Consider the following 23,984-nt stretch of genomic DNA (forward strand, 5'->3'; position numbering starts at 1 on the left):
AGAGGCCAATTATTGACGTCAATCCCCCGAAAGTACTTTCATTGTACTCTTCAAGGTGAACAAATACTAACTTATTTTTGAACATTTTGTTCATTTGTCTATGTTTTGGTCATAAAAACACGCTATATATAACAAAATCTCACATTTTTGATTTAATCGTGTGACTTCTAATATTATTTCTGGTGAACATTACCTATAAGTTTGTCTAAGTATTTATATAAGTATTTATATGTGTTGTCATATGTTGTCAAGTAGATAATTGTGACCAATCAGAATGAGTATGATAATGTAGCTTTCAACGTTTTGTAGCGAGCGAATCAGAAAAACAGAAGCGAAAATGCTAGCTACAAAAATACCATTAGAGAAAAATAGCAAAATAGCAAAATAGATATAAAGGAAGCGAGAGGTAGCGAGAATGAGCAAAACTGACAACACGGCAAATCAGAATTCACGCGCAAATCAAAATACTGCGTCGAATCAGCAATCGCCTGCGAATCAGCAATCATCCAAACTACATCCCGACGTAAAAAATTACGTAAAACTATTTTTCAAAGAAAACAAGCTTGTAGCTTTTCTTTCGATGATAGTTTTTATTGCCTTGTCTATGATTTACACTGCTATTTCTTGGATTTTGCAAATTATTTTCGATTATATGGCTGGTAAAGGAGCTTTTTCTTTAGCTACTATTTTGCTGCTTGTAGTTTCCTTTATGCTGGCAATCTCCCTGATTTTCGCGTTAAAGCGCAGCGCGTATCCTCGCTTTCTTGAAAAAGCAATGAATCAGTATAAAGAGTCTGTTATTAAAAAGCTGTTAAAAAAGAGTTATAGCGATTTTTCGCTTGCAAATTCTGGAACATATCTTTCTGTGCTCACTAATGATTGTGAGCGTATTCAAGAAAAGTATTTGAAGAAGATTTTTGACTTTGTTCAAGACGTTCTTATGCTTGTAAGCTCGCTAGCTCTTATGATTTACTATAGTCCGTTGCTCACTGTTATTGCTCTTATTATTTCTGTGCTTCCAATGGCGTGCTCGATTCTTACAGCTAGCGGAATTGCCACTCGCGAGGAGCAGGTTTCTAAATCGAATGAGTCTTATACGGCCCTGACGAAGGATGTTTTGAACGGAGTTTCGGTTATTAAGAGTTTTAAGGCGGAGCAGGAGGTTATTAACCGTTATCAGAATCAGTCGATGGAGCTTGAGCATACAAAGAATCTTCGCGAAAAAACGATGACTACTGTTTCTGCTCTTGGCACAATTTCCAGCCTTGCAACTCAGCTTGGCGTAATGCTTGTTGGCGCTTGGATGGTTAACGCTCATGTTGGTGTTATTACTGCTGGAATGGTTTTAGCTTTCACTAATTTGATGAATGGCGTACTTCAGCCTATTGCAAGTCTTCCACAAATGCTTGGCGAGATGAAGGGTGCTAAGAAGCTTATTAGTAAGATGGCTGATTACATGAGTAACGCTAAAGAGGATTCTGGCGAGATTATTGACGATCCGATTAAAAGTGTTGTTTTGCGAGATGTTTCATACGCTTATGATGCGGATCGTAAAGTCTTGAAAAACGTAAATCTAACTTTGCAAGCTGGAAAATCTTACGCGATAGTAGGGCCTTCTGGTGCTGGTAAGAGTAGTTTGATTAATCTGCTTATGGGCTACTACAAGGATTATAAGGGTAGCGTGCAGCTGAATAATCACGAACTTAGCAATGTGAGCAAGAGTTCGCTTTATGATAAGACGACTCTTATGCAGCAGTCTGTGTTTATGTTTGATGCTTCGATTTTAGATAATATTACGCTTTTCAAGCCGTTCCCGGATGCGGAAGTGAATCGCGTGATTCACTTGGCTGGTTTGGATGATTTGATTGCCGCTAAAGGCAATGATTATCAGTGTGGCGAGAACGGTAGTCATCTTTCAGGCGGCGAAAAGCAGCGTATTGCTATTGCGCGAAGCTTGCTTAAAAAGTCCGAGATTCTGCTGGTTGACGAGGCAACGAGCGCGCTAGATAACGAGACGAGCGTTAACGTAACGCAGTCTATTTTGGATTTACAAGGAATTCTTCGACTTGTTGTAACTCACCGCTTGGATGCCAATTCTCTTAAGCAATATGATGAAATTCTTGTGATGAAAAGCGGCGAACTTATTGAGCGCGGAAGCTTTGAGGATCTTATGAATCAGAAGGCTTACTTCTACTCGCTTTACACTGTGTCTATGTAATACTGTTACGCTGGTTTTGGATTGGCTTGCGCTGTACAATTTAGCGCAATAAATTCTGAAGCAGCGCTAGTAACCATTAGGTGCAATTTTGCGGTGATTGGGTACTAGAGATAACAACACAGCTGAGCCTACTCTTAAATGCTATTGCTAACAAACTATTGTGAACGAATCTGCATTAATGTATTAATGTATTTAACTTTTAAAGAGTGATTTATAAAAGCGTAATCTAAGTTTTACTTTACGAATAAAACTTTACGTAAGTCTTTATGATATTGTCTTTAATTATTAAAATTTAAAAATTATAAAAATTGAAAAACATATTATTACAAACATCAAAATGAAGATAACTTTAAAAAGAGGTGAAAGAGTATGCAAATTTTAAACATTCTATGCAACCCAGTAATTGTATCGGTTGTAGTGTTATGCGCGTTAAGTCTCGCTAAACTCAATGTTTTACTCGCAATGATTGTTGCGTGCGTTGCAGGCGGCATTGCCGGCCATCTCCCTCTTTTTGGAGATGGAAGCCATACTATTATGGCGCTGCTTTGCGATGGATTTTCCACAAACGCGCAAACTGCGCTCGCCTACATTCTTCTTGGTACTTTTGCAGAAGCCATTACAGCAACTGGTCTAGCTCAAATCATTTCTAAAAAAATCAGTAAACTTATTGGCGCAAACAAATTTATTCTTCTTGCAATTCTAACGATTATTGCATGCATGTCTCAAAATATTGTGCCAGTTCATATTGCTTATATTCCTATTCTTATTCCACCAATTCTTTCCATTATGAACAAGCTTAAGCTAGATCGCCGTGCTGCCGCTTGCTGTACTGCGTTCGGCCTAGAAGTTCCATACATTGCTATTCCATTTGGCTTTGGCTTAATTTTCCAAACAGTTATTGCAACTAATCTTTCTAAAAACGGCATGAAAGTTAGCGTTTCAGACGTTAGCGCTGTGAATTGGTATTTAGGTGCTGCAATGCTTGCAGCTTTACTGTTTGCAGTTTTTGTTCTATACCGCAAGCCTCGCGAATATAAAACAACCGAAGCAGATACTCGCGCTGCGGACGCTGTTGTTGGCCCGCTTACTAAAGCACGCTACGTAACCATTCTTGCGATTATTGTTGTTGTAGTAGTGCAAGTTATTAGTAAGGATCTTTCGCTTTCTTCTCTTGCAGGTCTTGCAACCATGATTATTTTTGGCGCAATAAAGTGGAAAGACATCGACAAGCAGCTTATGGGCGGCGTTAAGCTTATGGGTCTTATTGCATTTATTATGCTAATTGCTGGAGGCTACGCTAACGTGATTCAAGCTACAGGCGGAGTTAATGAGCTTGTACACCTTGGCGTTGCTTGTATGGGTCAAAACAAGCTAATCGCTGCATTCGTTATTACGATTATTGGCTTGCTTGTTACTATGGGCATCGGCACCTCGTTTGGCACGGTTCCTATTCTTGCAGTTTTGTTCGTACCGCTTTGCCAAAGCATTGGTTTTAGCACTCCTGCAACAATTCTTCTTATGTCTTCCGCTGCAGCTCTTGGAGACGCAGGTTCTCCTGCTTCCGATACAACGCTTGGTCCTACTTCTGGCTTAAATGCAGATGGTCAGCACAGCCACATTTGGGATACTTGTGTTCCAACATTCCTTATTTTTAACATTCCACTTATGGCTGCAGGCATTGTAATATCGCAGTTTATTTAGCATTTAGCTGAAAGTCACCAACAATATACATCTAATAAACACTGGTGAAGATTTTTGCCATTTGCGGCTATTTTCTTCACTACCCCAAATTGTAAAAAACAGGCAAAGTTTGATACACGTCGAGCCCATTAATTAGCTCTGTAAACGCGTACAAAAATCAAATGCGCAACACTGCTTCAATACAAAGCTCAAGCGCATACGCTTTAGAATCCCCACCCCAATTGCGCTCATCGTAATTTTCAACATCATGCAAAGTATCTGCAGTATAAAGAATCTCACCCCAAACAATCTCACGCATTTGCGCACACGCAGCTAAAGCAGAACACTCCATCTCCACAACCGCGCAGCCCTCCTGCTTACGACTAGCAACTTTCGTCTTAGTTTCACGGAAAAACCCATCCGTAGTCCACGTTTTAACTTCATGATAAGGCAAATTGTGCGCTTGCAAAGTTTGTAAAATAGCATGCCTTGAACGCTCTGAAACGTCAACATAACGACTTGGAGGCAAATAATGATAAGAAGTTCCCTCATCTCTTAAAGCTTTATACGGAACCAGAAAAACGTTTTCCGCATAATCAACTAGCGATCCGCAAGAACCAGCACTAACGACTTCCCTAACGCCGTAAGAAATCAACCAATCTAATATCTGAACAGCGGCAGGAGCGCCAACTGGGGCCTGTACCAAGCAGATTTTTTGCGTTTCTTCTTCTACTTTTTCATCTACTTTCTCACCTGCATTCTCACCTGCCTTATCCCCTACTTTTTTCTCTACTTTCTCTTCCAAAACATATATTGGATATACTTTAGTTGCAGATTCAAAATTTGCTACAATCGTAGCTTTCCTGCTTAAAGCATACTGATCGATTTCATCGCCTAAGAAAGCAAAAACCGCTTTAGATGGAAGCTGAACAGAAATATTATCGTGATTTGGCATTAAAACTGCACTTTTATCTGAATCATACTCTAAAATCGGTAAATCATATTCTGCCATATAATCAGCTCCTTCACACAATCAGCTCCATCCTATAATCACTCAATACTATATACAAATACAAGCATTAGTACGCAAAGATTATAAAAAAATAGCCAATCACTGCAAATTCGCGGGCGATTGGCTACTTCATATATGTATATGCTATCTAGCTCAATATAGTGTCTAGCCCAATATGCTATCAATATTCTTCTTATTGCTTAGATCATCTTCATCAAGAAAAGCCATCTGCTTTATTCCGCTTAATCTTGCAATAAGCGAAACTGGGAAGGTAACAATATTTTGATTAAGAGTACTAATGTTACTATTTACTATTCTTTTTGCTGCAGCCAGCTGCTCGTTTTCGTCGTTCACTTCTTCTTGCAAATTCAAAAATTGTTCTGAAGACTTTAATTCTGGGTAAGCTTCTGCCAAAGCATAAATCTTCCCTATTGCATGATTCTGATTTTTCATTGCTTCGCTAGAATCCGCAGAGTTTAATCCTTCTCTTAAACTCACCAAATCAACTAATGTTGTTTTTTCGTATTTTGCAAACGATTGCGCAACTTTAAGCATTTGGCAAATCGTGTCGTACCTTTTAGCGAGCGCAATGTCAACGTTTTTTTGCGACTCTTCTATAATCACCCTATATTTTCTTAGTCTATTTAACGTACCAATAAACCAGCCAATAGCCACTACAAGCACTGCCGCAATAACTATTAAAATAGTCTTATAATCCATAATGCTATCCATAATGTCACTCATAATGTCTCCTTTATTTTTAGTTTTTCTAGTCTTAATTATCTCTAATTTTGCAATTTTTCTTTAATTACGTTGATTACTTCATAATACTCAGCCAAAACATCCCTAAATCTTGCATATTCTCTTGTTAAAGATAGGTTTTCTATTCCAGATTTTCCAGGATTTCCTAATATATACCGACCAGAGTCAAAAGATGCAATAATATGCTCGCTATCTATATATATGCAAACTCTCATTCGTTTTTGCAAATTATTCAATACTTCTATAAAACTTGGATCCAACACAAGCTTTGTATAAAAATCGTCTGTAGAAAAGATTGAATACGAGTTGTTAAACTCAATGGATTCTGTTTGAACTTCACTCTCCCCTTTTGTTTTTTTGCCATAGTATCCATTTAGTTTTTGCCCCATAAAGGTCTTTCCAGTAACGGGAACAATTCTAATATGACCATTTATATTGGTTTTTGCGTTTATTAATAAGACTTGACCAATAAAATCAGTTTTTTTGACAGTTTTTCCACTTTCAGTTCTAGAAAAGTGCATTGCTTGCATATTTGAAAATTCAGTTTTAGATTCATCGCCAAAAATTATGTGTTTGTTTGAATAATACCTACTAGATATTGGCAGAAGATTATTAAAAATGCTATTGTCAATTCCTTCGGAATTTTCTAATACAGTTCCAGGCAGAATCGCATTCAAAATCGGCGTTAAAACATTATCCGCGTATAGCGAGCTTACATCAACCTTATTTGTTACAAAAAACTTGCCAGCAAAGCAAACAACAAAAGCAATTACTATGAGTAAAGGATATTTATAAGTAGAGTAATCAAGTGAAGGCAGATAATTGCCAACAGCACCAATAATCAGGACTACTGGTATTAATGGAATCAAACGCATTGGGTCAAAAGCGTTGTTTTTTACGCCTTCTTTTAACTCATTTAATTTCCCTTGCATTTGGGGAGATTTTTCTAATTTATTAAGTCTTTCTAAAACTTCGGAATCTGTAAACACGCTACTATGCTTTACATTCATCGTCATCTCCCTCTTATAATCGCCAATATTTTTATAACAATATTTTTATAACAACATTTTTGCAAAAGGCATAAAAGGCTCTTATATTTTTTTATCATAAATAACCATTATTTGGAATAGTAAGATTTGTGATAGTTGAATTTGAAATAGTGAAATAATAACCACTTTGATTTTGAGCCACTTTGATTTTGCTAGCAAAGTATCTTAAATGTGATTATTTTCAATAAAGATTTAATACAAAACAAATAGTAAAGAACAAAATAACACAAAATAAACAATATAACAATTTATAACACATTAATTTTCAACTACTTTAATAACATTTGGCAAAGCGTATAATGAACTTGAATTTATTCCTTAACTGATAGGAAATTCCAAAATGGTACAGAAACTAAAAAATATTTGGAGCGTTAAATTAACTACTGCTTCACTCGTACTAATACCAGCTGCAATCGGCATAAATTATGTTGCAAAACTATTTGCAAGCATGCTAAAACTACCACTTTGGCTTGGCACACTAGGCACTTGCATTTCAGCTTGCTTAGCAGGACCAGTTGTAGGCGGAATTGCAGGATTTTTAACTAATATTGTTTACGGCTTAACGATTGATCCAATTTCTACAGTCTATAGCATTACAGCTGCAGCAATTGGCGTAAGCGTTGGAATCGCTGCACGACTAAAGTACATGAACAAAGGCCTACACATTTTTATAACAAGTCTTATTGTTGCAGCAATCGCAATAATCATCTCTACACCTCTAAACATGATTTATTGGGGTGGAACCACTGGAAATGTTTGGGGTGACGCTGTTTTTGCAGCAATGGGTTCCAAAGGCTTCTTTGCATCATTCGTAGATGAGCTTGTTGTAGATATACCAGATAAGATTGTTGTTTTGTTCCTTGCAGCTGGAATCTATAAAGTTCTTCCTAAGAGTTTAATAGCCATCTATCAATCCGATGACGAAGATCTTGATAAATAAACGTTTATCTCAAGCAAATAAATCGCATAAACGTTAAGTTCTACAAGTTTTTATAAGCGCAATAAGACGAGATACTATGAAAAGCATCAGCCTATTTGAAGATAAGAATTCGTTTCTAAACGGATTATCTGCAAAAACCAAGCTTGCATACGTAATATGCGCTACAAGCACGCCGAGTTTGCTTGGGGGCTATGCTTCTTTCGCTATCTTTATTATTTTGAGCCTAATATTACTTGCAACATCAAGGGTCCTAGCAAAAATAAAAATCGTAATACAAGTTACTGGTTTTATTATTGTAACTATTTTTATAGTTCAAACTTTCTTTAGATCGGGAAACTATACGATTTTATTCAAACTAGGACCTTTGATTGCTCGCAAGGAAGGTTTTGAAGTAGCAATGAAGATTGTGCTAAATATATTAAATATTTCGTTTGCATTTTGTGTTTTAACACTTACAACTAAACCTTCTAATATGATGCAAGAGATGATACAAGCTGGTTTACCACCTAAAATGGGATATGTTTTTGTATCTCTATTTCAAATCATTCCTCAAATAACACAGCAAACTTCGACTATTGTTGACGCTCAAAGAAGCAGAGGATTACAAACAAAAGGTTCCCTAATAACGCGTTTCAAAGCTTTTTTGCCTTTAATATCCCCGATTATAATGTCTTCGTTTATGAGTTCTAAAGAAAGAACTATAGCTTTAGAAGTTCGCGGATTTTCGTGCAATAATCAAAAAACATTCATAAAACCATTTAAGCCAAGTAAATACAATACGCTATTTTTATGCGCTTGTTTAATCGTAATAATCGCATCTATTATTTATGCGTTACTTAATAATTTAGGATATGTAGCATGGCAGCTATTCATATAGAGCACTTAAAATATCGCTATCCTTATAGTAAAACTCTTGCGCTAGATGACATTTCTTGCGATATTCATAAAGGCGAATTTATTGGAATAATAGGTGCTAATGGAGCTGGAAAATCAACATTATCGCAAGCGATTTTAGGTCTTGTTCCTAATCTTTACCACGGAGCGTACGGCGGAAAAGTCGAAGTAGACGGTCTTAACGCAAAAACTACTCCAATAGACAGTCTTTGCAAAAAAGTTGGATTGGTTTTTCAAAATCCTTTTAATCAAATTACAGGCTCGAAGCTTACTGTGTACGAGGAGATTGCTTTTGGTCTGGAAAATATTGGCATTGAGCAAAACGAGATGCAAAATCGCGTAGAGAAAATCATGGAGATGCTTAACATTTCTAATCTTAAAGATTGTTCTCCATACGATTTATCTGGCGGTCAAATGCAACGCATGTCTATTGCCGCTATTCTAGTTATGCAACCAGAAGTAATAATTTTAGACGAGCCAACTTCGCAGCTTGATCCTAAAGGTTCCGAAGAGGTTTTTAAAGCAGTAGAATCCTTAAAAAATCAGGGTCAAACTATTATTATGGTTGAGCACAAAATGGAAAAAATCGCGCAATATAGCGACCGCGTAATGCTTTTAAGCGAAGGAAAACTCATTGATTTTGATACTCCGCAAAAAATCTTTTCTCGCGAAGACTTGGAAGAATATGGCGTAAATTCTCCTGTTTATACTCAAATTTGCAAAAAACTTTCGTTAAAAAACAATAATGGCTTGTATCCAATAACTCTTGAGCAAACGTCACGAATTTTACGCTCGCACGAAGGGAATCGCTTATAATGACTCCTACTATTGAAATACGAAATGTGTCTTTTTCTCATACTCCAACATCACAAATATTCAACAATCTAAATTTGTCTTTTGCTCCTGGAGCATGCGCTATTGTTGGTCAAAATGGCACTGGAAAAACAACTTTACTTAAAATCCTTAGAGGTCTTCTTACGCCAAAATCTGGAAGCGTTTTATTAAATGGTAAAGATATTGCAGAATGTACTGTTCCCTCTCTTGCTAAAGATATTGGATTTGTATTCCAGAATCCAGATGACCAGATTTTTGAATCAACTGTTATACGCGAAGTAATGTTTGGACTTTTAAAAATTGGAATTGATAAGAGTCAAGCATTGATTCAAGCAAAAGAAAGTCTAAAACTTGTAGGACTTTTAGATAAAAGCGAGGTAAATCCTTACGATTTAAGTCTTTGTGAAAGGAAAATGGTTTCTATTGCGTCGATTCTAGCAATGGATACGCAAGTCGTTATTTTAGATGAGCCTACGATTGCTCAGGACAATTGCGGCAAAAATTGTATTGAATCAATTATTAAACACCTTGTTTTGCAAGGAAAAACTGTTATAGCTGTTCTTCACGATATGAATTTTGTGGCTAGAGTATTTAATCGAGTTGTTGTGCTTTCCAATGGCAAGGTTCTTTTTGACGGCACTGCGCGCGACGCATTTATGCAAGATAACATACTTTCTAGCGCACAACTAGATAAGCCAGATGTTGTTAAGCTGTGTGAAAAGTTGGGTTATGAAAATACGTTCCTATCTGTTGAAGAATTTGTGAACGACTATTACGAACAATAAAACTACCGACTATCAAATGAAGCAGCAAAGAAAGCAAATGCACAAATCGCGTAGTTTCTTAAAATTAGCATTTGTTAATAAACATTAGTATCAGCAAACACAAATCAAGTTTGACAAACACAAATCCATTCGCTATAGTCTTCACCTATCACCATTTCGACTAGTAAAGGAGTGCACATGTATCATGCAAATATGATGACAAATTGTTGTTGTAACGTATGCTGTTGCGCATTTCTTAATCGAAATGATGTTTGCAAGCACTAAGTATGCATAACATCTAGCCTGTGTTAAAAGCATTTACGTTAAAACACAGCAAATTACGATTCAAGAAACAGCGCGCTGTTTCTTTTTTTTTATGCCAAAAATCGAATATAACGTTAAAAAATAACAATTTAATACGTGTTAATGTTAAAACGAATAAATATTAAACGAATAATGGCATCTTTAGAAACAAATAATAAAACAGTAGTCGCTTTATTAATAAAAATTATTTTTAAAAATTAAAAACAAATTAAACAAAACAAAAACAAACAAGTAAAACAACAAACAAGTAAGGGGAAATATTATGTCTAATATCTACAAGTCCGTGCAAGAACTCGTAGGTCACACTCCACTTATGGAGCTTACGCACATTGAAAAAGAGTACAATCTAGCAGCAAAAATCCTCGTAAAACTCGAATACTTTAACCCAGCAGGCTCTGTAAAAGACCGCATTGCAAAGCAGATGATTGAAGAAGCAGAAGACGCAGGCACGATTAAACCAGGCTCAGTAATTGTTGAGCCAACTTCTGGAAATACTGGCATTGGTCTTTCAATGATTGCGCAAACAAAAGGATACAAAAGCATTATTGTTATGCCAGAAAGCATGTCTATTGAACGCCGAAAACTTATGAAAGCATACGGCGCCGAACTCGTGCTCACACCTGCTAAAGATGGAATGAAAGGCGCAATCGCCAAAGCGAAGGAAATCGTTGAAAGCACGCCAAACGCGTGGACTCCTGGGCAATTTACCAATCAAGCAAATGTGCACGCACACTACAACACAACAGGTCCAGAAATTTGGCAAGACACTGACGGAAACGTGGATATTCTTATTGCAGGCGTTGGAACAGGCGGCACAATCACTGGTACTGGCACATACTTAAAAGAGAAAAATCCGCATCTTGAAGTAATCGCAGTAGAACCAGCCGACTCCCCTGTGCTCGCAGGCGGAAAGCCAGGAGCGCACAAGATTCAAGGAATCGGCGCAGGATTCGTTCCAGATGTGCTTAACCAAAACATTTATAATCGCATTGTTCACGTAACAAATGAAGACGCAATCGAAAATGGCAGGCTTATAAGCAAAAAAGAAGGCGTCCTCGTTGGTATTTCTTCCGGAGCTGCAATTTGGACAGCAATCCAAGAAGCAAAAAGAGAAGAAAACAGGGGCAAAACCATCGTTGCAATACTGCCAGATTCAGGAGATCGATACTTGTCTACAGCATTATTTGAAGACTAACTAAATTTAGGAGCACTACTGTAAATACGCAAGTTTTGATTAAATAATATATGGATAATAAATGGATAATAAATAACATTATTAGATAATGATCAAAACTATAAAATAAAGGAAAATAATAAAAATAACGGGAGAAATGTATGAGTGATCGCCTTGACCTTATAAATCAACTAAACTCAATTAACGATTCAGACATAAGGCAAGCTACATTCATACCTAATTACCGCAATATTATTGCACTCATACATGCAACTCAGGCTCTACTTTTGCCTGAGTTGCATGTGCGCAATGAAAGCAACGAGACTACGCAACTCAACGCTAGTTTGAATAATAACGCTAGTTTGAATACAATTGCTTCAAACGCGTTAGATACTATAGAACGCATTATATTCCACGAACTTCAATGCTACACAAACAACACAATTAAAATTCGAGAAACTTGCGATCAATTTATAAATACTCTTCCTGCAATTAAAAAGCTACTTTTAACAGATATTCAAGCCATATACGAAGGCGATCCTGCTTGCACAAGTAAAGTAGAAGTCACGCTCGCATACCCTGGTTTTTATGCAATGCTTATTCACCGCACAGCGCACGCACTCTACGAACTTAATGTACCGCTAATTCCTAGACTTATGAGCGAATATGTACACAGAAAAACTGGAATCGACATTCATCCAGGAGCAAAAATTGGCGCACATTTCTGCATAGATCACGGAACTGGTATTGTAATCGGCGAAACAACTGTAATCGGCGAGCATGTTAAGCTTTACCAAGGCGTAACACTGGGTGCAAAAAGTTTTGCGCTAGATAATTGTGGAAATCCTGTAAAAGGCGGAAAGCGGCATCCGAATATTGGAGATAATGTTGTAATCTACGCAAACGCAACAATCTTAGGCGGAGAAACCACAATCGGCAGCGGAAGTATAATCGCAGCAAATGCATGGATTAACCGCAGCATTCCTGCAAACACAACCTACCACTTTCCTAAAGCCTAATACGCTATCATGCTCTGTCTTTTATAAAACCGCAGCACTCAATTTCTGCTAACTCAATAAAACCAGCAGATTTATAAAAAGCAATAGTTTTTTCGGTGCAATCCGTAGTCAATTGAATTTGACGAACATTAGGGTAACAATCCACAATCGCATTTAACAAAGCAGAGCCTATCCCCTGGCGTTGATACTCTGGCAAAACGAGAATATCTTGAATAAGAACAACCGTGTATCCATCGCCAACAGCTCTAGCAATGCCGACCAGCTCATCATTTTTATACGCAGCTAAAACCTTGAGCGAATTATTAAAGCCATTTTCCAAGGCGGGTAAATCATCTGTATATGAAGACCAACCAACAGAATCATATAGTCTTAAAATATCTTTGCTATTATATTTTTTATACTCTTTTATTTGCACGTCTGTTAAATTCATTTACAATAACACCTCGCAAAATATAGCAAAAGTACGCGATTCTAAAACGTAAAAATGTAAAAACATAAAACGTAAGAACGCGTACTTGTAAGAATACTTAGTAACCGCTACAACAGATGCAACGGTTGCAACAGCTACAACAGCTACTTGTTAAGTTGCACAGTCTCGTGATCCATGCCCATCTTAAATTTAAGACCTGCACGCTGCCACATGCGATATTCACCAACTGCCGTAAAGAGAACATCTGTTGAAGAGTTAAGAGCGGTTTCACACGAATCCTGAATCACGCCAATAATAAGGCCAATTGCAACTACTTGCATAGCAATATCATTTGAAATACCAAACGACGAGCACGCAAGAGGTATAAGCAAAAGCGAGCCACCAGCTACACCAGATGCACCTGCAGCACTAACAGCAGAGAGAGCAGACAGAATAACAGCTGTTGGAATATCAACATAAATCCCAAGAGTGTGAGCAGCGCACAAAGCCATAATCGAAATCGTTATAGCAGCACCACTCATATTAATGGTTGATCCAAGCGGTATGGAAACCGAGTAATTGTCTTTGTTAAAGCCAAGCTTTTCGCACAAATTCATATTTACAGGAATATTCGCCGCAGAAGAACGCATAAAGAACGCTGTAACTCCCGAATCGCGCAATGTTCTTAATACAAGAGGATACGGATTCTTGCCAGTAAGAACAAAAACCAAAATAGGATTTACAATCAAAGCAACAACAGCCATAGTGCATACTAACAAGGCAATAACGGAACCGTATTCACTAAAAATACGAAGACCATTGCTTGAAACTGTTGTATAAACAAGACCCATAATGCCAAAAGGTGCTGCGTTAATAATCCAGTGAACAATTTTTCCAATAGCAGAAGAAACGTTGTCAAAGAATGCTTTAGTGGAAGGCTCAGCCAAGCGAAGTGCTACGCCAAATGCGATTGCCCAGAATAAAATACCAATAAAGTTTCCCTTTGCAAGAGCATCTACAGGGTTTACAACAATATTTAACACAAGAGAATTAAGAACTTCGCCGATTCCTTGAGGAGATGGCGAAGATGCTGCTTCAACATGCGCAAAAGTGAAGTCAACAGGGAAAATCATAGCTGCGCAAACAGCTATAAGGCTTGCAATAAACGTAGAGAGCGCATACAACACGATTACAAGCTTCATGTTTCCAACACTTTTTGCTTTTGCAAGCGCGCCAATCACAAGGCAAAATACCAAAATCGGCGCAACGGATTTAAGTGCGCTCACAAACAGCTTTCCCATAAGATCTAGCACGTAAACGTGAGATGGCACAAAAAGACCAAGTGCAGCGCCTAGAAAAAGACCAATAACAATACGAAGAATAAGGTCAATGCTATTCCACTTTTGAAGAATCTTGTGCATGAGAGTCTCCTGTAATTTAGTTTGTGCAGAATATTTTATACTCTTTTATTTGTATTCATACTCGCAAGATTTTCTATTTTTACATATTATACACATGTATGCATATATATGCAAATCGTTAGGTTTTAGTTATTCAATAATTCAATAATTAAATGACTTAGCAACTCAGTAAATAAAGGCTTCAATAAGTGTTTATGATTAATATAACTTAAGATATAGTAAACATCTACAAGTTCCCATTTAATCGCAAATAAAATGACAAAATGCCTCACTTCGCAAAGTAAAGAAAAATGCAAAGTGAGGCACGTTTTTAATTAATTTAATTATTCTATTATTTAATACTGAGCAAACATACTGAATGCATTTAAGCCAACATTAAGAGGCTCTAAAGCTAGCCGATCTGCAATACCCAGACCAGCTAGCAAGTATTCTACTTATTGCTGTGACGATAAGCACCGCGACGCCTGCTGCCTAAAAGCGCAGCACCAGCAGCACTAATAGTTGCAGCAAGCAAGCCAAACACAGACACATTACTACCAGTATTACTAAGTTGATCAGCACGACCACTCTTCAAAACCTTAGAACGCACAGAAGCACGAACCTTGGCAGCATTAGACTTAGCATCAGCCAAAGCTTTACGAGCCATAGAAAGGTTGCGAACAGCAGCATCAACCTGAGCCTGAGTTGCATTAGGATCCGCAAGCACACGCTTAGCTTCCGCCAAAGCAGTATTCACAGTCGCCTGAGCCTTAGAAACTTGAACATCTGCCTGCTTAACAGCCTGGTTATTCTCAACAGAAGCATTCACATCAATAGAATTTGTGCCATTAGAAGTGTTATCAGCGTTGTTGCTAGAAGCGTTACCAGAGTTTGCGCCAGCATTATCGGCATTATTAGAACCAACGTTACCAGTCTGTGAATCAGACTCAGCATTCTGAATCTGAATATTCAACTCGCCCTTATCTGCAGTAGTAGGCGCATTATCATTCACACCAACACCAGATTCAGAACCAGTACCAGAGCCGCTATACTTATTCGCAATACTGTTCTTCGCAGCCTGAAGATCCTTCAACGCAGAATCAACTTGAGCCTGGGTAGCATTAGGATCCGCAAGCACACGATTAGCTTCCGCCAACGCCTTCTTATACACATCCAAATCATTAGGCTCACCAAGCGAGTATTCTAACGACTTGCTAAAGCGAGAATCATCATCAACTTCAGCTTGCAATACCGTCTTATTAACACCATTCAAAGCATCTTTAGCATTCTTCAGATTCTTTAACGAAGAATCAACAAGAGCCTGACGCTCTGATTGAGACTTACCAGCAAGATCTTTACTCTCGTCACCAGATCCAGCCAGTTTAGAAACAAGCTCCTTCGCATCTTGCAAAGCCTTATTATATTTTTGCTGCTTTTCAGCAGTATCATACACATACTTTACAGACTCTTTCACCCTATTCTCAAGAGCAATCTCAGCTTGCAAATCAGCAATATCAACACCATTCAATGCAGCTGCTGCGGTTTGAAGATGTTGAAGCGCAGTATCAACAGCAGTCTGCTTCTGATCAGGAGTCTTCATTGATTGAGCATTATTCGCATCAGCAAGAGCAGACTCAGCCTGCTGCAGAGCTGCACCAAACGCAGACTTCTTATCCTGAACAGCATTCGTATACTGTACGGACTTCTTCAAAGAATTAGCTTTGTTAACTTCAGCTTGCAACTTAGAAGTATCTACAGTTCCATTAAGAGCTCTAGAAGCAGTTTCAAGCTTAGTCTTAGCATCGTTGATTGCTTCCTTAGTCTTGCCCTGAGGATTATTCAAGATGTTTTGAGCAGCTTGCAAAGCCTTATCAAAATTATCTCGCTTATCTTTATCGGCGTTCTTATAAGCTACTTTAGACTTATTAATATTGGCATAATTAACAGCCTTCTGCAAAGCAGAGGTATCCTGACCGTCCAAACCAGTAACAGCATTTGTAAGAGCAGTGATAGCGTTAGTAATATCACCTGCTGTTGCACCAGCTTTCTCTACGATACCTTCTGCAGAGGTTATAGCATTGTCAAGAGCATCTTGCTTCTCCTTAGAAGCATTATTATAAGAAGCATCATTCTTCTTACCTTTTGCTTCTGTGAGTTTTGCTACCAATTGAGACTTATCATGACCATCAAGAGCATCAATCGCTTTGCTTAAATTATCTTTAGCATCATTAATAGACTGCTGTGAAGCATCTTTTTGGTCATAAACTCTCTTTGCATTAGACAGAGCAGTATCAAAATCATTCTTCTTATCATTAGAAGCATTCTCATACTTTGGATTCTTCTTCTTAGAAGAATCATCCTGGCCCTGCTTATTCTTGCCTTGCCATTCATAAGCTATCTCGATTTCATCCTGAAGCTTTGACTTGTCAACAGTATTACCACCGAGATCATTAACAGCTTTTTCAAGAGCTTTACTAATCTTGTCAACTTCATCAGCAGTCTTATTATCAGCAGAATCAGTCTTAACAAGATCTTCCGCAGCCTTTAACGCACTGTCAAAAGCAGTCTTCTTAGATGTATCATTGTACTTCTCAGACTTTTTAAGGTCTTCTTCCTGCTTCTTGACCAAATCAACAAGAGCCTTAAGATCTCCCATCTTTTTGTTAAGCTCTTTAGCCTTGGTAACAACATCAGTGATAGCAGCCTTAGCCTGATCAACAGTCTTCATATTCTCATTGGTCGGGTCAGTTTCAATATCATCAATCTCTGCTTTAAGCGCTTCCTTTTGAGCTTTGTTAAGATTGGTGAGATTATCTACTTCAGATTTAGCATCCTTCTTAGCTTTCTTTAGCTCGGCTTCCTCAAGAATACCCTCAACTTCTCGCAGATCTTTAGCACTGTCAATGCGACCGATTAAACCATTAGCTTCATCTTCAGTAAGATCACCTTTCTGCTTCAGCTCAGCAATCTTCTTCTTAGCAGCAGCTTTAGCATCAGCGGTATTGGCATTATCTAATATGGTTTCAACACTATCAAGATCTTTAGCGCTATCAATGTCACCCTGATACTTCTGCTTATCTCGTGCGTTGAGATTAGTCAACTCACCAATCTTCTTCTTAGCATCAGTCTTAGCCTTATCAAGACCTTCTTTATTACTGTTATCAGCAGCATTCTGATTCTGAGTAGCCTTTTCCGCAGCCTGTTGCTTTATAGTATTTATATCATTCTCATCAGCTGCATTCTGAATATTCTCAATAAACTGCTTCTTATCACCAGGCGTAAGATTTTTATAATCTTCACCATTGCGAATTTCATCAATAGCAGCCTGCTTTTTCTTCTCAAGCTCAGCATCCTTCTTGTCTTTTTCAGCTTGCTGATTAGAAGTATTCTCCTCTTGAGTAGCTTGCTGCTGCTTTTTGTCGACAGTACTATTATCAGTAGCTTGTTGAGTTTGAACAGCCTGCTTTTGCTGCTCTTCTTCCTTAGCCTGCTGATCATTCTTCTGCTTCTGATCCTCATCAGACTTCTTATTTTTAGCTTCATTAACTATGCGGTTAATCTCATCAGGATCAGTCTTACCCTTAAGCTTGTTCTTCAGTTCTTGCTTAGTTTTCTCATCTAAGCTACTAGTAGCATTCTCAATCTGCTTCTGAGCATCTTTCTTTTTCTTCTCATCTTTACCATGCTCATCAGCAGACTTAATAATATTGTCTACATCTCCTGGCTTAGCAATATTGTTGATATCGTTCTTATGATCTTCCTTAAACTTCTTAATCTCTTGATCATTCAAGCCATTTTTCTTAAGAATCTTGTCAATAAGATCATTAGCTTCATTCTTAAGTTCTTCAGGCTTAGGAGCGGCAGAATCTGAAACGAAGCAATCATCTGCAGAAAGCATAAAAGCAGTTTCCTGACCAAAGTTGCCATTCTTCTTAATCTCTATAGAACTACCTTGATATATTGAAACAATACCATTCTGACCAAAATTTCCATTGGATAACGTTAGATTTGAATCACTCTTGGTATGCCACTTATCTTTATAGTTGTAAAGTTGCATACCATTACCCTTATTATCGCCAGTAGCATTCAGCTTATCTAATAAACCGCTAGTGCCATTAATAAATTCATCAGTTATTGCGGTTTGTCCTTGATTAGCTTCCCAGTTATCTTGTACGAACTTGCGAACAAACTTATGCCAATCATCTGGAGTAAGCTTACTTTTATCTTTAACAGCAATCTTAGTGATATTATATTTGTAACCATTCCTGCTAGCGTTTTGCATCGTTGGCTTTTCTGGATTACCCTTTGTATACACCAACTCAGAATAGTCGAAAGTAGACGTTGAACCGTCATTAAACTTAACAGTCATAGTATGCGTATTATCATCAAATGTGATAGCGCTTTCATTATTATCTTTTAACTTGCTTTTAAGACCACTATTGGCTTCTAATATAGCTTGTCTAACTTTCTTCTGGTCTTCATCTTTTAAACTCTTAGCATTATCAACTGCTGTACGAGCTGGAAGCGTAATGTAAGTGGTCTCATTAAGCTTCTTCGCTTGATACACCATCTTGCTGCCATCGAGCTTATCAGTAGACTTATCAGTATAAGTGATAGTCACGTTGCCTTGAGTATCAACAGTAATAATGTTTTTAGTTTTAGCATCAGCAGCACTACTAGGGTTACCAATAGCATTCATGAAGTCAGCTTTAGTTTTATTCGCTTCATAAACTTTATTCACAAGTTCTGTTTGCTCACCTTGAGTCAATTGAGCTGGATTTCCAACAGCCATTGGAACTGGATAGTATGGCGTAAACTTATCCGCAAGCGAACGCTGCTTCTTTACAAGATACTTGCCTTCAAGCTTTTTAGTTGAAGGAGTACCAATCTTATCAGTGAAAGTAATAGTCGCATTGCCATTAGCATCAACAGTCAAATCTTTAATATGCTTACCAGTATTAGCTGCTAGAATAGCATCCTTTACAGCTTGTTTCTCTTCCTTGCTTAATTGAGAAGTATTTTTAACAGGAGTTAAATTGGTAGGATAGTTAATTTTCACCTTATCAGCAAAAGGAATATAGCGCTTAGTCAGATTCTCCTTAGAAATAGTATCCGTAGAGTTATCTTTATACGTTACCTTTGCACTGCCATCAGCATTAATAGTTACAGCCTTTTTGAAAGCCTCTTCAGTTTGAGTCTGTTCCATACCTTTAAGCTTGTTCAGCACATCGGTATTACTCTTATTAGCATCCCATAGCTTGCTGAGTATTTTATCTCGCTCAGACTTTGTTGGCTGTCCAAATGTAGCAATTTCTGTAGCCTGAGGATAATTAAGCTCTAATTCCTTGGAATAATCTGGCAAAGTCGGTGCAAGCTCAACCTTGCCAACGGTGTAATGCCAGTTACCCAGTACCTGATACACGCCACCAGCAAACTTCAAAGGTGTCTTTTTATCGTTCAGTTTAATAACGAAGCTAATCTTAGACTTTCTATTACCTCTACTCTCCCAGTTAATAATCAAAGCGCTAGTGGCTTCCTTATACTTCTTAGAAGTATCGAGAGTATCACCAGATTCGTCATAACCGCCAGCTTCACCGGTCATTCTTTCCCAGTTACTCTTAAATTCAGCACCTTGCGCTTTATTATTATCAAACCAGAAACGGCTTGCGGACTGATTCCAAGAATCCTTTGTATATGTTGCACCTGTCTGTTGAGAAGACAAACCACCAGTCAACTGTTCATGTTTGTACAAAGTAATGCTATCGTCTACAATTGTGACGTCCTTAGGCACGCTCGCCCACCAGAATGGTCTACCACCCCACCAATCGCCATTAGAATTAAACTGGTATTCAACCTTATAATATTGTCCGTAAGTTTTTCTGTCTGCCGTCTCCTTATTATCGTTTTGTTTATCATCGCATGGCACTAGTTTAATATCCACATACCTCTGCGCCTTTGTAGAAGAATCGCGATTCGCATACCTATAGCTACCATCAGGAAGATTAAAACCATTAGCCCAAGCTTGATGAGTTGGCAAACCAGCACCACAAGCAAGCAAGCTTGCTAACGTTGCAGTCACAGCAATCTTCGGTAAACGCGAAACAGCATACGACTTACATGCTTCTAAACGAGTTCCACTTATATCATTCGCCATTGAACGAAGTACACTCGGCTTCAAATACGCGTAATTCTTAGACACATGTAAAGCATTTTTAGCAGTTTGCGTTTTCTTAACCATTAGCAATCCTCACTGATAGATTTTCTCTTCCACTCGCTCTATATGCATAAATTCACATATTGTAAAAGAGCTTGTTAACAGAGCAGATGATACCCCCCCCCCCCATGCGGAAATTCAAGTATTATAGATAAAAACTACTATATGATTAAAGTCACAACTATATTGAATATTAAATATTACAAATAATCATTCGAGCGCAGCATAGCTAGTATTTGGTAATTGAGGCAAAACAACAAGCAATCCTGCTGTGAAAATCAGCGCGAGTATAGGCAAAAGCTGCCATTGGAACGTAGACGAGAATGCAAATCCAATCCAAGAACCAGTAGTAGCACCAATCGCAAACGCAAGGCGCGCCCAACCAGAAAACTTAGCGAGAGCACTTCCCTTAAACAGAATCTGACGCGCAACAATAATCGGCTCTACTAATAGCATTCCGCCAATCGCTTCAAGTAAGAATGCAAAGCACATTATTGGCAAAAGATTAGTAAACATAAAGCAATAAGCAGCTAAGCTCACAATAATGCCTAAAATTGCAACTTTTCTTAAACCGAGTTTTTGAGACGAGTGCGCATACAAAACGGATGCAAGCACGTTTCCTACACCAGTGAAAATATACAATATTGTTAAAGATTGAGAGCCATATTGCTTACCAAGACCTAGAAGAATATAAGAGACAGAGCATGCAGGAATAAAAGCAACCAAAAGAGATCCAGCAAGAAGCATGATTTTACTCTTTAGTAATGGATTCGCAGATTGCTTAACTGTGGATTTGTTGTCAACGTCATTTTCTTGCGATACTTGCGATACTTCTCCTTCTTCACTAATCGCTTGCGATTCATTCTCTACTTCTTGCAACTCTCCCTCTACTTCGTTAGATGCTTGCGCAATGTCTTGTTTCATAATAAATCGCGTAGCACAAGCCGCAAAAGAAGTGACGGACGAGAAAATCAAAACAGCAGGAATCGACCAGCTTGCAATCCACGAACCAAGCGGAGAGCCGAGCAAGGTTCCTGTAATACTTGCCAAAACGCTCACAATGCCGCTGTAGTTTACAATCATGCTGTCATCGCCGCCTGCAGCATCAACCTCGAAAACTTCGCTAGCAATATCAATCACTTGACCAGTAATCAGCAATGCGCAAGAAAGAGCCACCAGCGACCACTTCCACGCAGGAGAGCCAAGCATAAGAAGCGGTAGTAAACTAAGCACGCCTTCTACGCCTTCAGTCATTGCAAGAGCGCGAAAACCGCCAAGCTTATCAACAATCCAACCAGAGCATGGCGAAAGAAAATCGGCAACCGTCATAAAAGTCTTACGAAAACCAATCACCCAAGCCGGCAAGCCCACAATAATAATCGAAGGCAAAACCGAGCCTTCATACGCTTGATTGCCAAGCATAGAAAAACAGAAGCCAACCAAAGACCATCGCAATGCTGGACTAATAGATCTCATACGAATAAAAATATTATTCTTACTAAAAATTGACTTCACAGCAACCAACTCTCCCTTAAAGCTCTTGTAAAATCGCAAATCATAATGCAAGCTTCTGCAAATGCATAACTACTCGCAAATCACTATCAAACTTAAATAATTCACTACAAACTACACAAATCCAATAGCTTATTCTACAAATTTAGTAACACTATACTCTTGTTCAAGAAAAAACAACAAATAATAATACAAAATAACAAAAACGCTACAAAAAACAGTGGTTAGCTATAGACCAAAAAACAGTTTAGACAAAAAGTGAGGGTTATAGACCAAAAGTAAAAAACAAAAAGTGAAAAACAAAAAAGCTTTCGATTTTAAATGCCCCTAGTAGCAAACAAAACCGAAAGCAACACACTCAACACTCAAAACCCCGCAGCAGACGCCCTAACTCTGGGAAGAAAAGAAAATAATAGCAAACCAGAATTAAAACAAAAGTGCAAGAATCAAGAGCAAAACCAGTGTGGCATTTCCCTACAAAACACCACACCAGTCGTTAAGTGCAAACTCTAAAAGAGCATAAGCGCGCACTCACACACTTAGCATAAGTGCGCGCGCAATGCTTAGTGACGAGCCTTGCGAACAGCAGCACCCATGCCAGCAAGCATGGTGGCAGCCAAAGCGGTCAAAGTTACGCCAACACCAGTACCAGGCAACTTCTTACCGCCATCCTTCTTCTTCTCAACCACAGTGGTCTTAGCACCAGCAGCAGCATTAGCGCCAGCCTGGCCAGCAGCCTGACCTGGCTTGCCTGGCTTTGCAGCACCTGGCTTACCTGGCTGAACTGTTGTAGATGGAACAAAGTTGGTGCCATACTTGTAGTCAGTAGAAAGAGGAGCCAAAGAAGCTGGAGTTGGATACGTAGAAACATCAGCCTTAGAAGCCTGAGCATTCTTGTAAGCACCAGCATATTCGCTCAAAGCCTTATTGAACTTAGTAGCAGCCTCATTGAAAGCCTTATCTGCATCAGCAAACTTGGTCTTTGCAGCAGCCAAAGCTTCCTTAGCCTCATTGATTACCTTCTTCAAGCTCTCAACTTCAGCATTGTAAGCACGAGAACCCTTATCCTTAGCATTCTCATCCTGGTAATCCTTAAGAGCACGCTGAGCAGCCTTTAAGTTATTCTCAGCCTCATGCTTAGCGTTGAAAGCAGCATCAGCCTCAGCAAAAGCCTTATCCTTAGCTTCCTGAGCCTTACCCAAGTTTTCCTTAGCTTCATCCAACTTAGCAAGAGCAACACGCTTTGCATCCTTAGAAGGCTCAACTTTTGGAGTTGCAGCGTTTACAGCATCCTCAGCAGTCTTTACAGCCTCAAGTGCAGCCTTGTATGTGGCAAGCTTTTCACGATAGGTATTTGCCTTAGTAGCTGCATCATCTTTAGAATCATCAGCCTTCTTGACAACCTCACCTTTATCATTGAGCTTGTAGTCAGCCTTGTTCAAAAGATCACCATTTTCATCTACAATAGTTGCAGCAGCCTTGGCGTTCGTCTTTTCATTTTCGGCAGTATCAGCATCATCATAAGCCTTCTTCAAAGCTGCCTTCAAAGTCTTAAGAGCAAACGAATCATCCTTAGCTTCATCAGTACTGACAGTACGTGGAACAGCAGCGAATGCTGGGGTTGCCATTGCGAAGCCGGCAAGCAAAGTTGCGCCAGCAGCGAAAGCGGCGATAGCCTTCTTATTCATCATTTTATTTCCTTTCTTCTTCTCCCCCATTCACATCGCAGAAAACCCGCGATAGATCGGGGAAAATCTAAAACACGCGTTCGCGCATTTC

At 38.6% G+C, this 23,984-nt stretch carries 16 protein-coding genes; 8 read left to right on the forward strand and 8 right to left on the reverse strand.

The features are described from left to right. The first annotated feature begins 415 nt into the window (after positions 1 to 415). Positions 416 to 2,218 carry an ABC transporter ATP-binding protein gene (locus NYP65_RS02290; protein WP_004130173.1) on the forward strand — a complete coding sequence of 601 codons (1,803 nt, stop codon included), beginning with the start codon at positions 416 to 418 and terminating at the stop codon, positions 2,216 to 2,218. A 369-nt stretch (positions 2,219 to 2,587) separates the two neighbouring features. Next, positions 2,588 to 3,919 carry a Na+/H+ antiporter family protein gene (locus NYP65_RS02295; RefSeq protein WP_473410547.1) on the forward strand — a complete coding sequence of 444 codons (1,332 nt, stop codon included), beginning with the start codon at positions 2,588 to 2,590 and terminating at the stop codon, positions 3,917 to 3,919. A gap of 157 nt (positions 3,920 to 4,076) precedes the next feature. Here NYP65_RS02295 and NYP65_RS02300 read toward each other — a convergent pair whose 3' ends face one another. The 3 genes from NYP65_RS02300 to NYP65_RS02310 all read right to left on the reverse strand — a co-directional run bounded on the left by NYP65_RS02300 (position 4,077) and on the right by NYP65_RS02310 (position 6,682). Next, the gene (locus NYP65_RS02300) at positions 4,077 to 4,910 is read right to left on the reverse strand and encodes a nucleoside phosphorylase (RefSeq protein ID WP_346284134.1); all 834 of its coding nucleotides are present in this window, start codon (positions 4,908 to 4,910) and stop codon (positions 4,077 to 4,079) included. 165 nt (positions 4,911 to 5,075) lie between these two features. Further along, complete coding sequence (locus tag NYP65_RS02305) at positions 5,076 to 5,654, reverse strand: LemA family protein (RefSeq protein ID WP_115757190.1); 579 nt, start codon at positions 5,652 to 5,654, stop codon at positions 5,076 to 5,078. 41 nt (positions 5,655 to 5,695) lie between these two features. Continuing rightward, positions 5,696 to 6,682, reverse strand: a complete 987-nt coding sequence (locus NYP65_RS02310; protein WP_004130182.1) for a DUF3137 domain-containing protein — start codon at positions 6,680 to 6,682, stop codon at positions 5,696 to 5,698. A gap of 379 nt (positions 6,683 to 7,061) precedes the next feature. Between NYP65_RS02310 and NYP65_RS02315 the strand changes: the two genes are divergently transcribed. From NYP65_RS02315 to epsC, 6 genes are all read left to right on the forward strand, one after another. Further along, the gene (locus NYP65_RS02315) at positions 7,062 to 7,661 is read left to right on the forward strand and encodes a sensor histidine kinase (RefSeq protein ID WP_004130184.1); all 600 of its coding nucleotides are present in this window, start codon (positions 7,062 to 7,064) and stop codon (positions 7,659 to 7,661) included. Positions 7,662 to 7,737: 76 nt separating this feature from the next. Then, the gene (locus NYP65_RS02320) at positions 7,738 to 8,538 is read left to right on the forward strand and encodes an energy-coupling factor transporter transmembrane component T family protein (RefSeq protein WP_004132488.1); all 801 of its coding nucleotides are present in this window, start codon (positions 7,738 to 7,740) and stop codon (positions 8,536 to 8,538) included. Then, positions 8,520 to 9,371 (forward strand): energy-coupling factor ABC transporter ATP-binding protein, encoded by an 852-nt coding sequence (locus NYP65_RS02325; RefSeq protein ID WP_004132490.1) that lies wholly within the window; start codon positions 8,520 to 8,522, stop codon positions 9,369 to 9,371. Before NYP65_RS02320 ends, NYP65_RS02325 begins: the two co-directional genes overlap by 19 nt. Beyond that, positions 9,371 to 10,174 carry an energy-coupling factor ABC transporter ATP-binding protein gene (locus NYP65_RS02330; protein WP_415702661.1) on the forward strand — a complete coding sequence of 268 codons (804 nt, stop codon included), beginning with the start codon at positions 9,371 to 9,373 and terminating at the stop codon, positions 10,172 to 10,174. Before NYP65_RS02325 ends, NYP65_RS02330 begins: the two co-directional genes overlap by 1 nt. A gap of 565 nt (positions 10,175 to 10,739) precedes the next feature. Then, positions 10,740 to 11,672, forward strand: a complete 933-nt coding sequence (gene cysK, locus NYP65_RS02335) for a cysteine synthase A (protein ID WP_115793855.1) — start codon at positions 10,740 to 10,742, stop codon at positions 11,670 to 11,672. 140 nt (positions 11,673 to 11,812) lie between these two features. Further along, on the forward strand, positions 11,813 to 12,670 hold the full coding sequence (gene epsC, locus NYP65_RS02340) for a serine O-acetyltransferase EpsC (RefSeq protein ID WP_473410548.1): 858 nt from the start codon (positions 11,813 to 11,815) through the stop codon (positions 12,668 to 12,670). A gap of 7 nt (positions 12,671 to 12,677) precedes the next feature. On the opposite strand, the gene NYP65_RS02345 is transcribed toward epsC, so the two are convergent. The 5 genes from NYP65_RS02345 to NYP65_RS02365 all read right to left on the reverse strand — a co-directional run bounded on the left by NYP65_RS02345 (position 12,678) and on the right by NYP65_RS02365 (position 23,896). After that, complete coding sequence (locus NYP65_RS02345; protein WP_018638233.1) at positions 12,678 to 13,100, reverse strand: GNAT family N-acetyltransferase; 423 nt, start codon at positions 13,098 to 13,100, stop codon at positions 12,678 to 12,680. 143 nt (positions 13,101 to 13,243) lie between these two features. Further along, on the reverse strand, positions 13,244 to 14,500 hold the full coding sequence (gene sstT / locus NYP65_RS02350) for a serine/threonine transporter SstT (protein ID WP_473410549.1): 1,257 nt from the start codon (positions 14,498 to 14,500) through the stop codon (positions 13,244 to 13,246). A gap of 430 nt (positions 14,501 to 14,930) precedes the next feature. Further along, positions 14,931 to 20,717 carry a MiiA motif-containing surface protein gene (locus tag NYP65_RS02355; RefSeq protein ID WP_473410550.1) on the reverse strand — a complete coding sequence of 1,929 codons (5,787 nt, stop codon included), beginning with the start codon at positions 20,715 to 20,717 and terminating at the stop codon, positions 14,931 to 14,933. 186 nt (positions 20,718 to 20,903) lie between these two features. Beyond that, positions 20,904 to 22,208, reverse strand: a complete 1,305-nt coding sequence (locus NYP65_RS02360) for an MFS transporter (RefSeq protein WP_032816638.1) — start codon at positions 22,206 to 22,208, stop codon at positions 20,904 to 20,906. 560 nt (positions 22,209 to 22,768) lie between these two features. Beyond that, on the reverse strand, positions 22,769 to 23,896 hold the full coding sequence (locus NYP65_RS02365) for a hypothetical protein (protein ID WP_050543289.1): 1,128 nt from the start codon (positions 23,894 to 23,896) through the stop codon (positions 22,769 to 22,771). Positions 23,897 to 23,984 lie beyond the last annotated feature (88 nt).

It is taken from the genome of Gardnerella sp. c12Ub_1 (assembly GCF_055804375.1).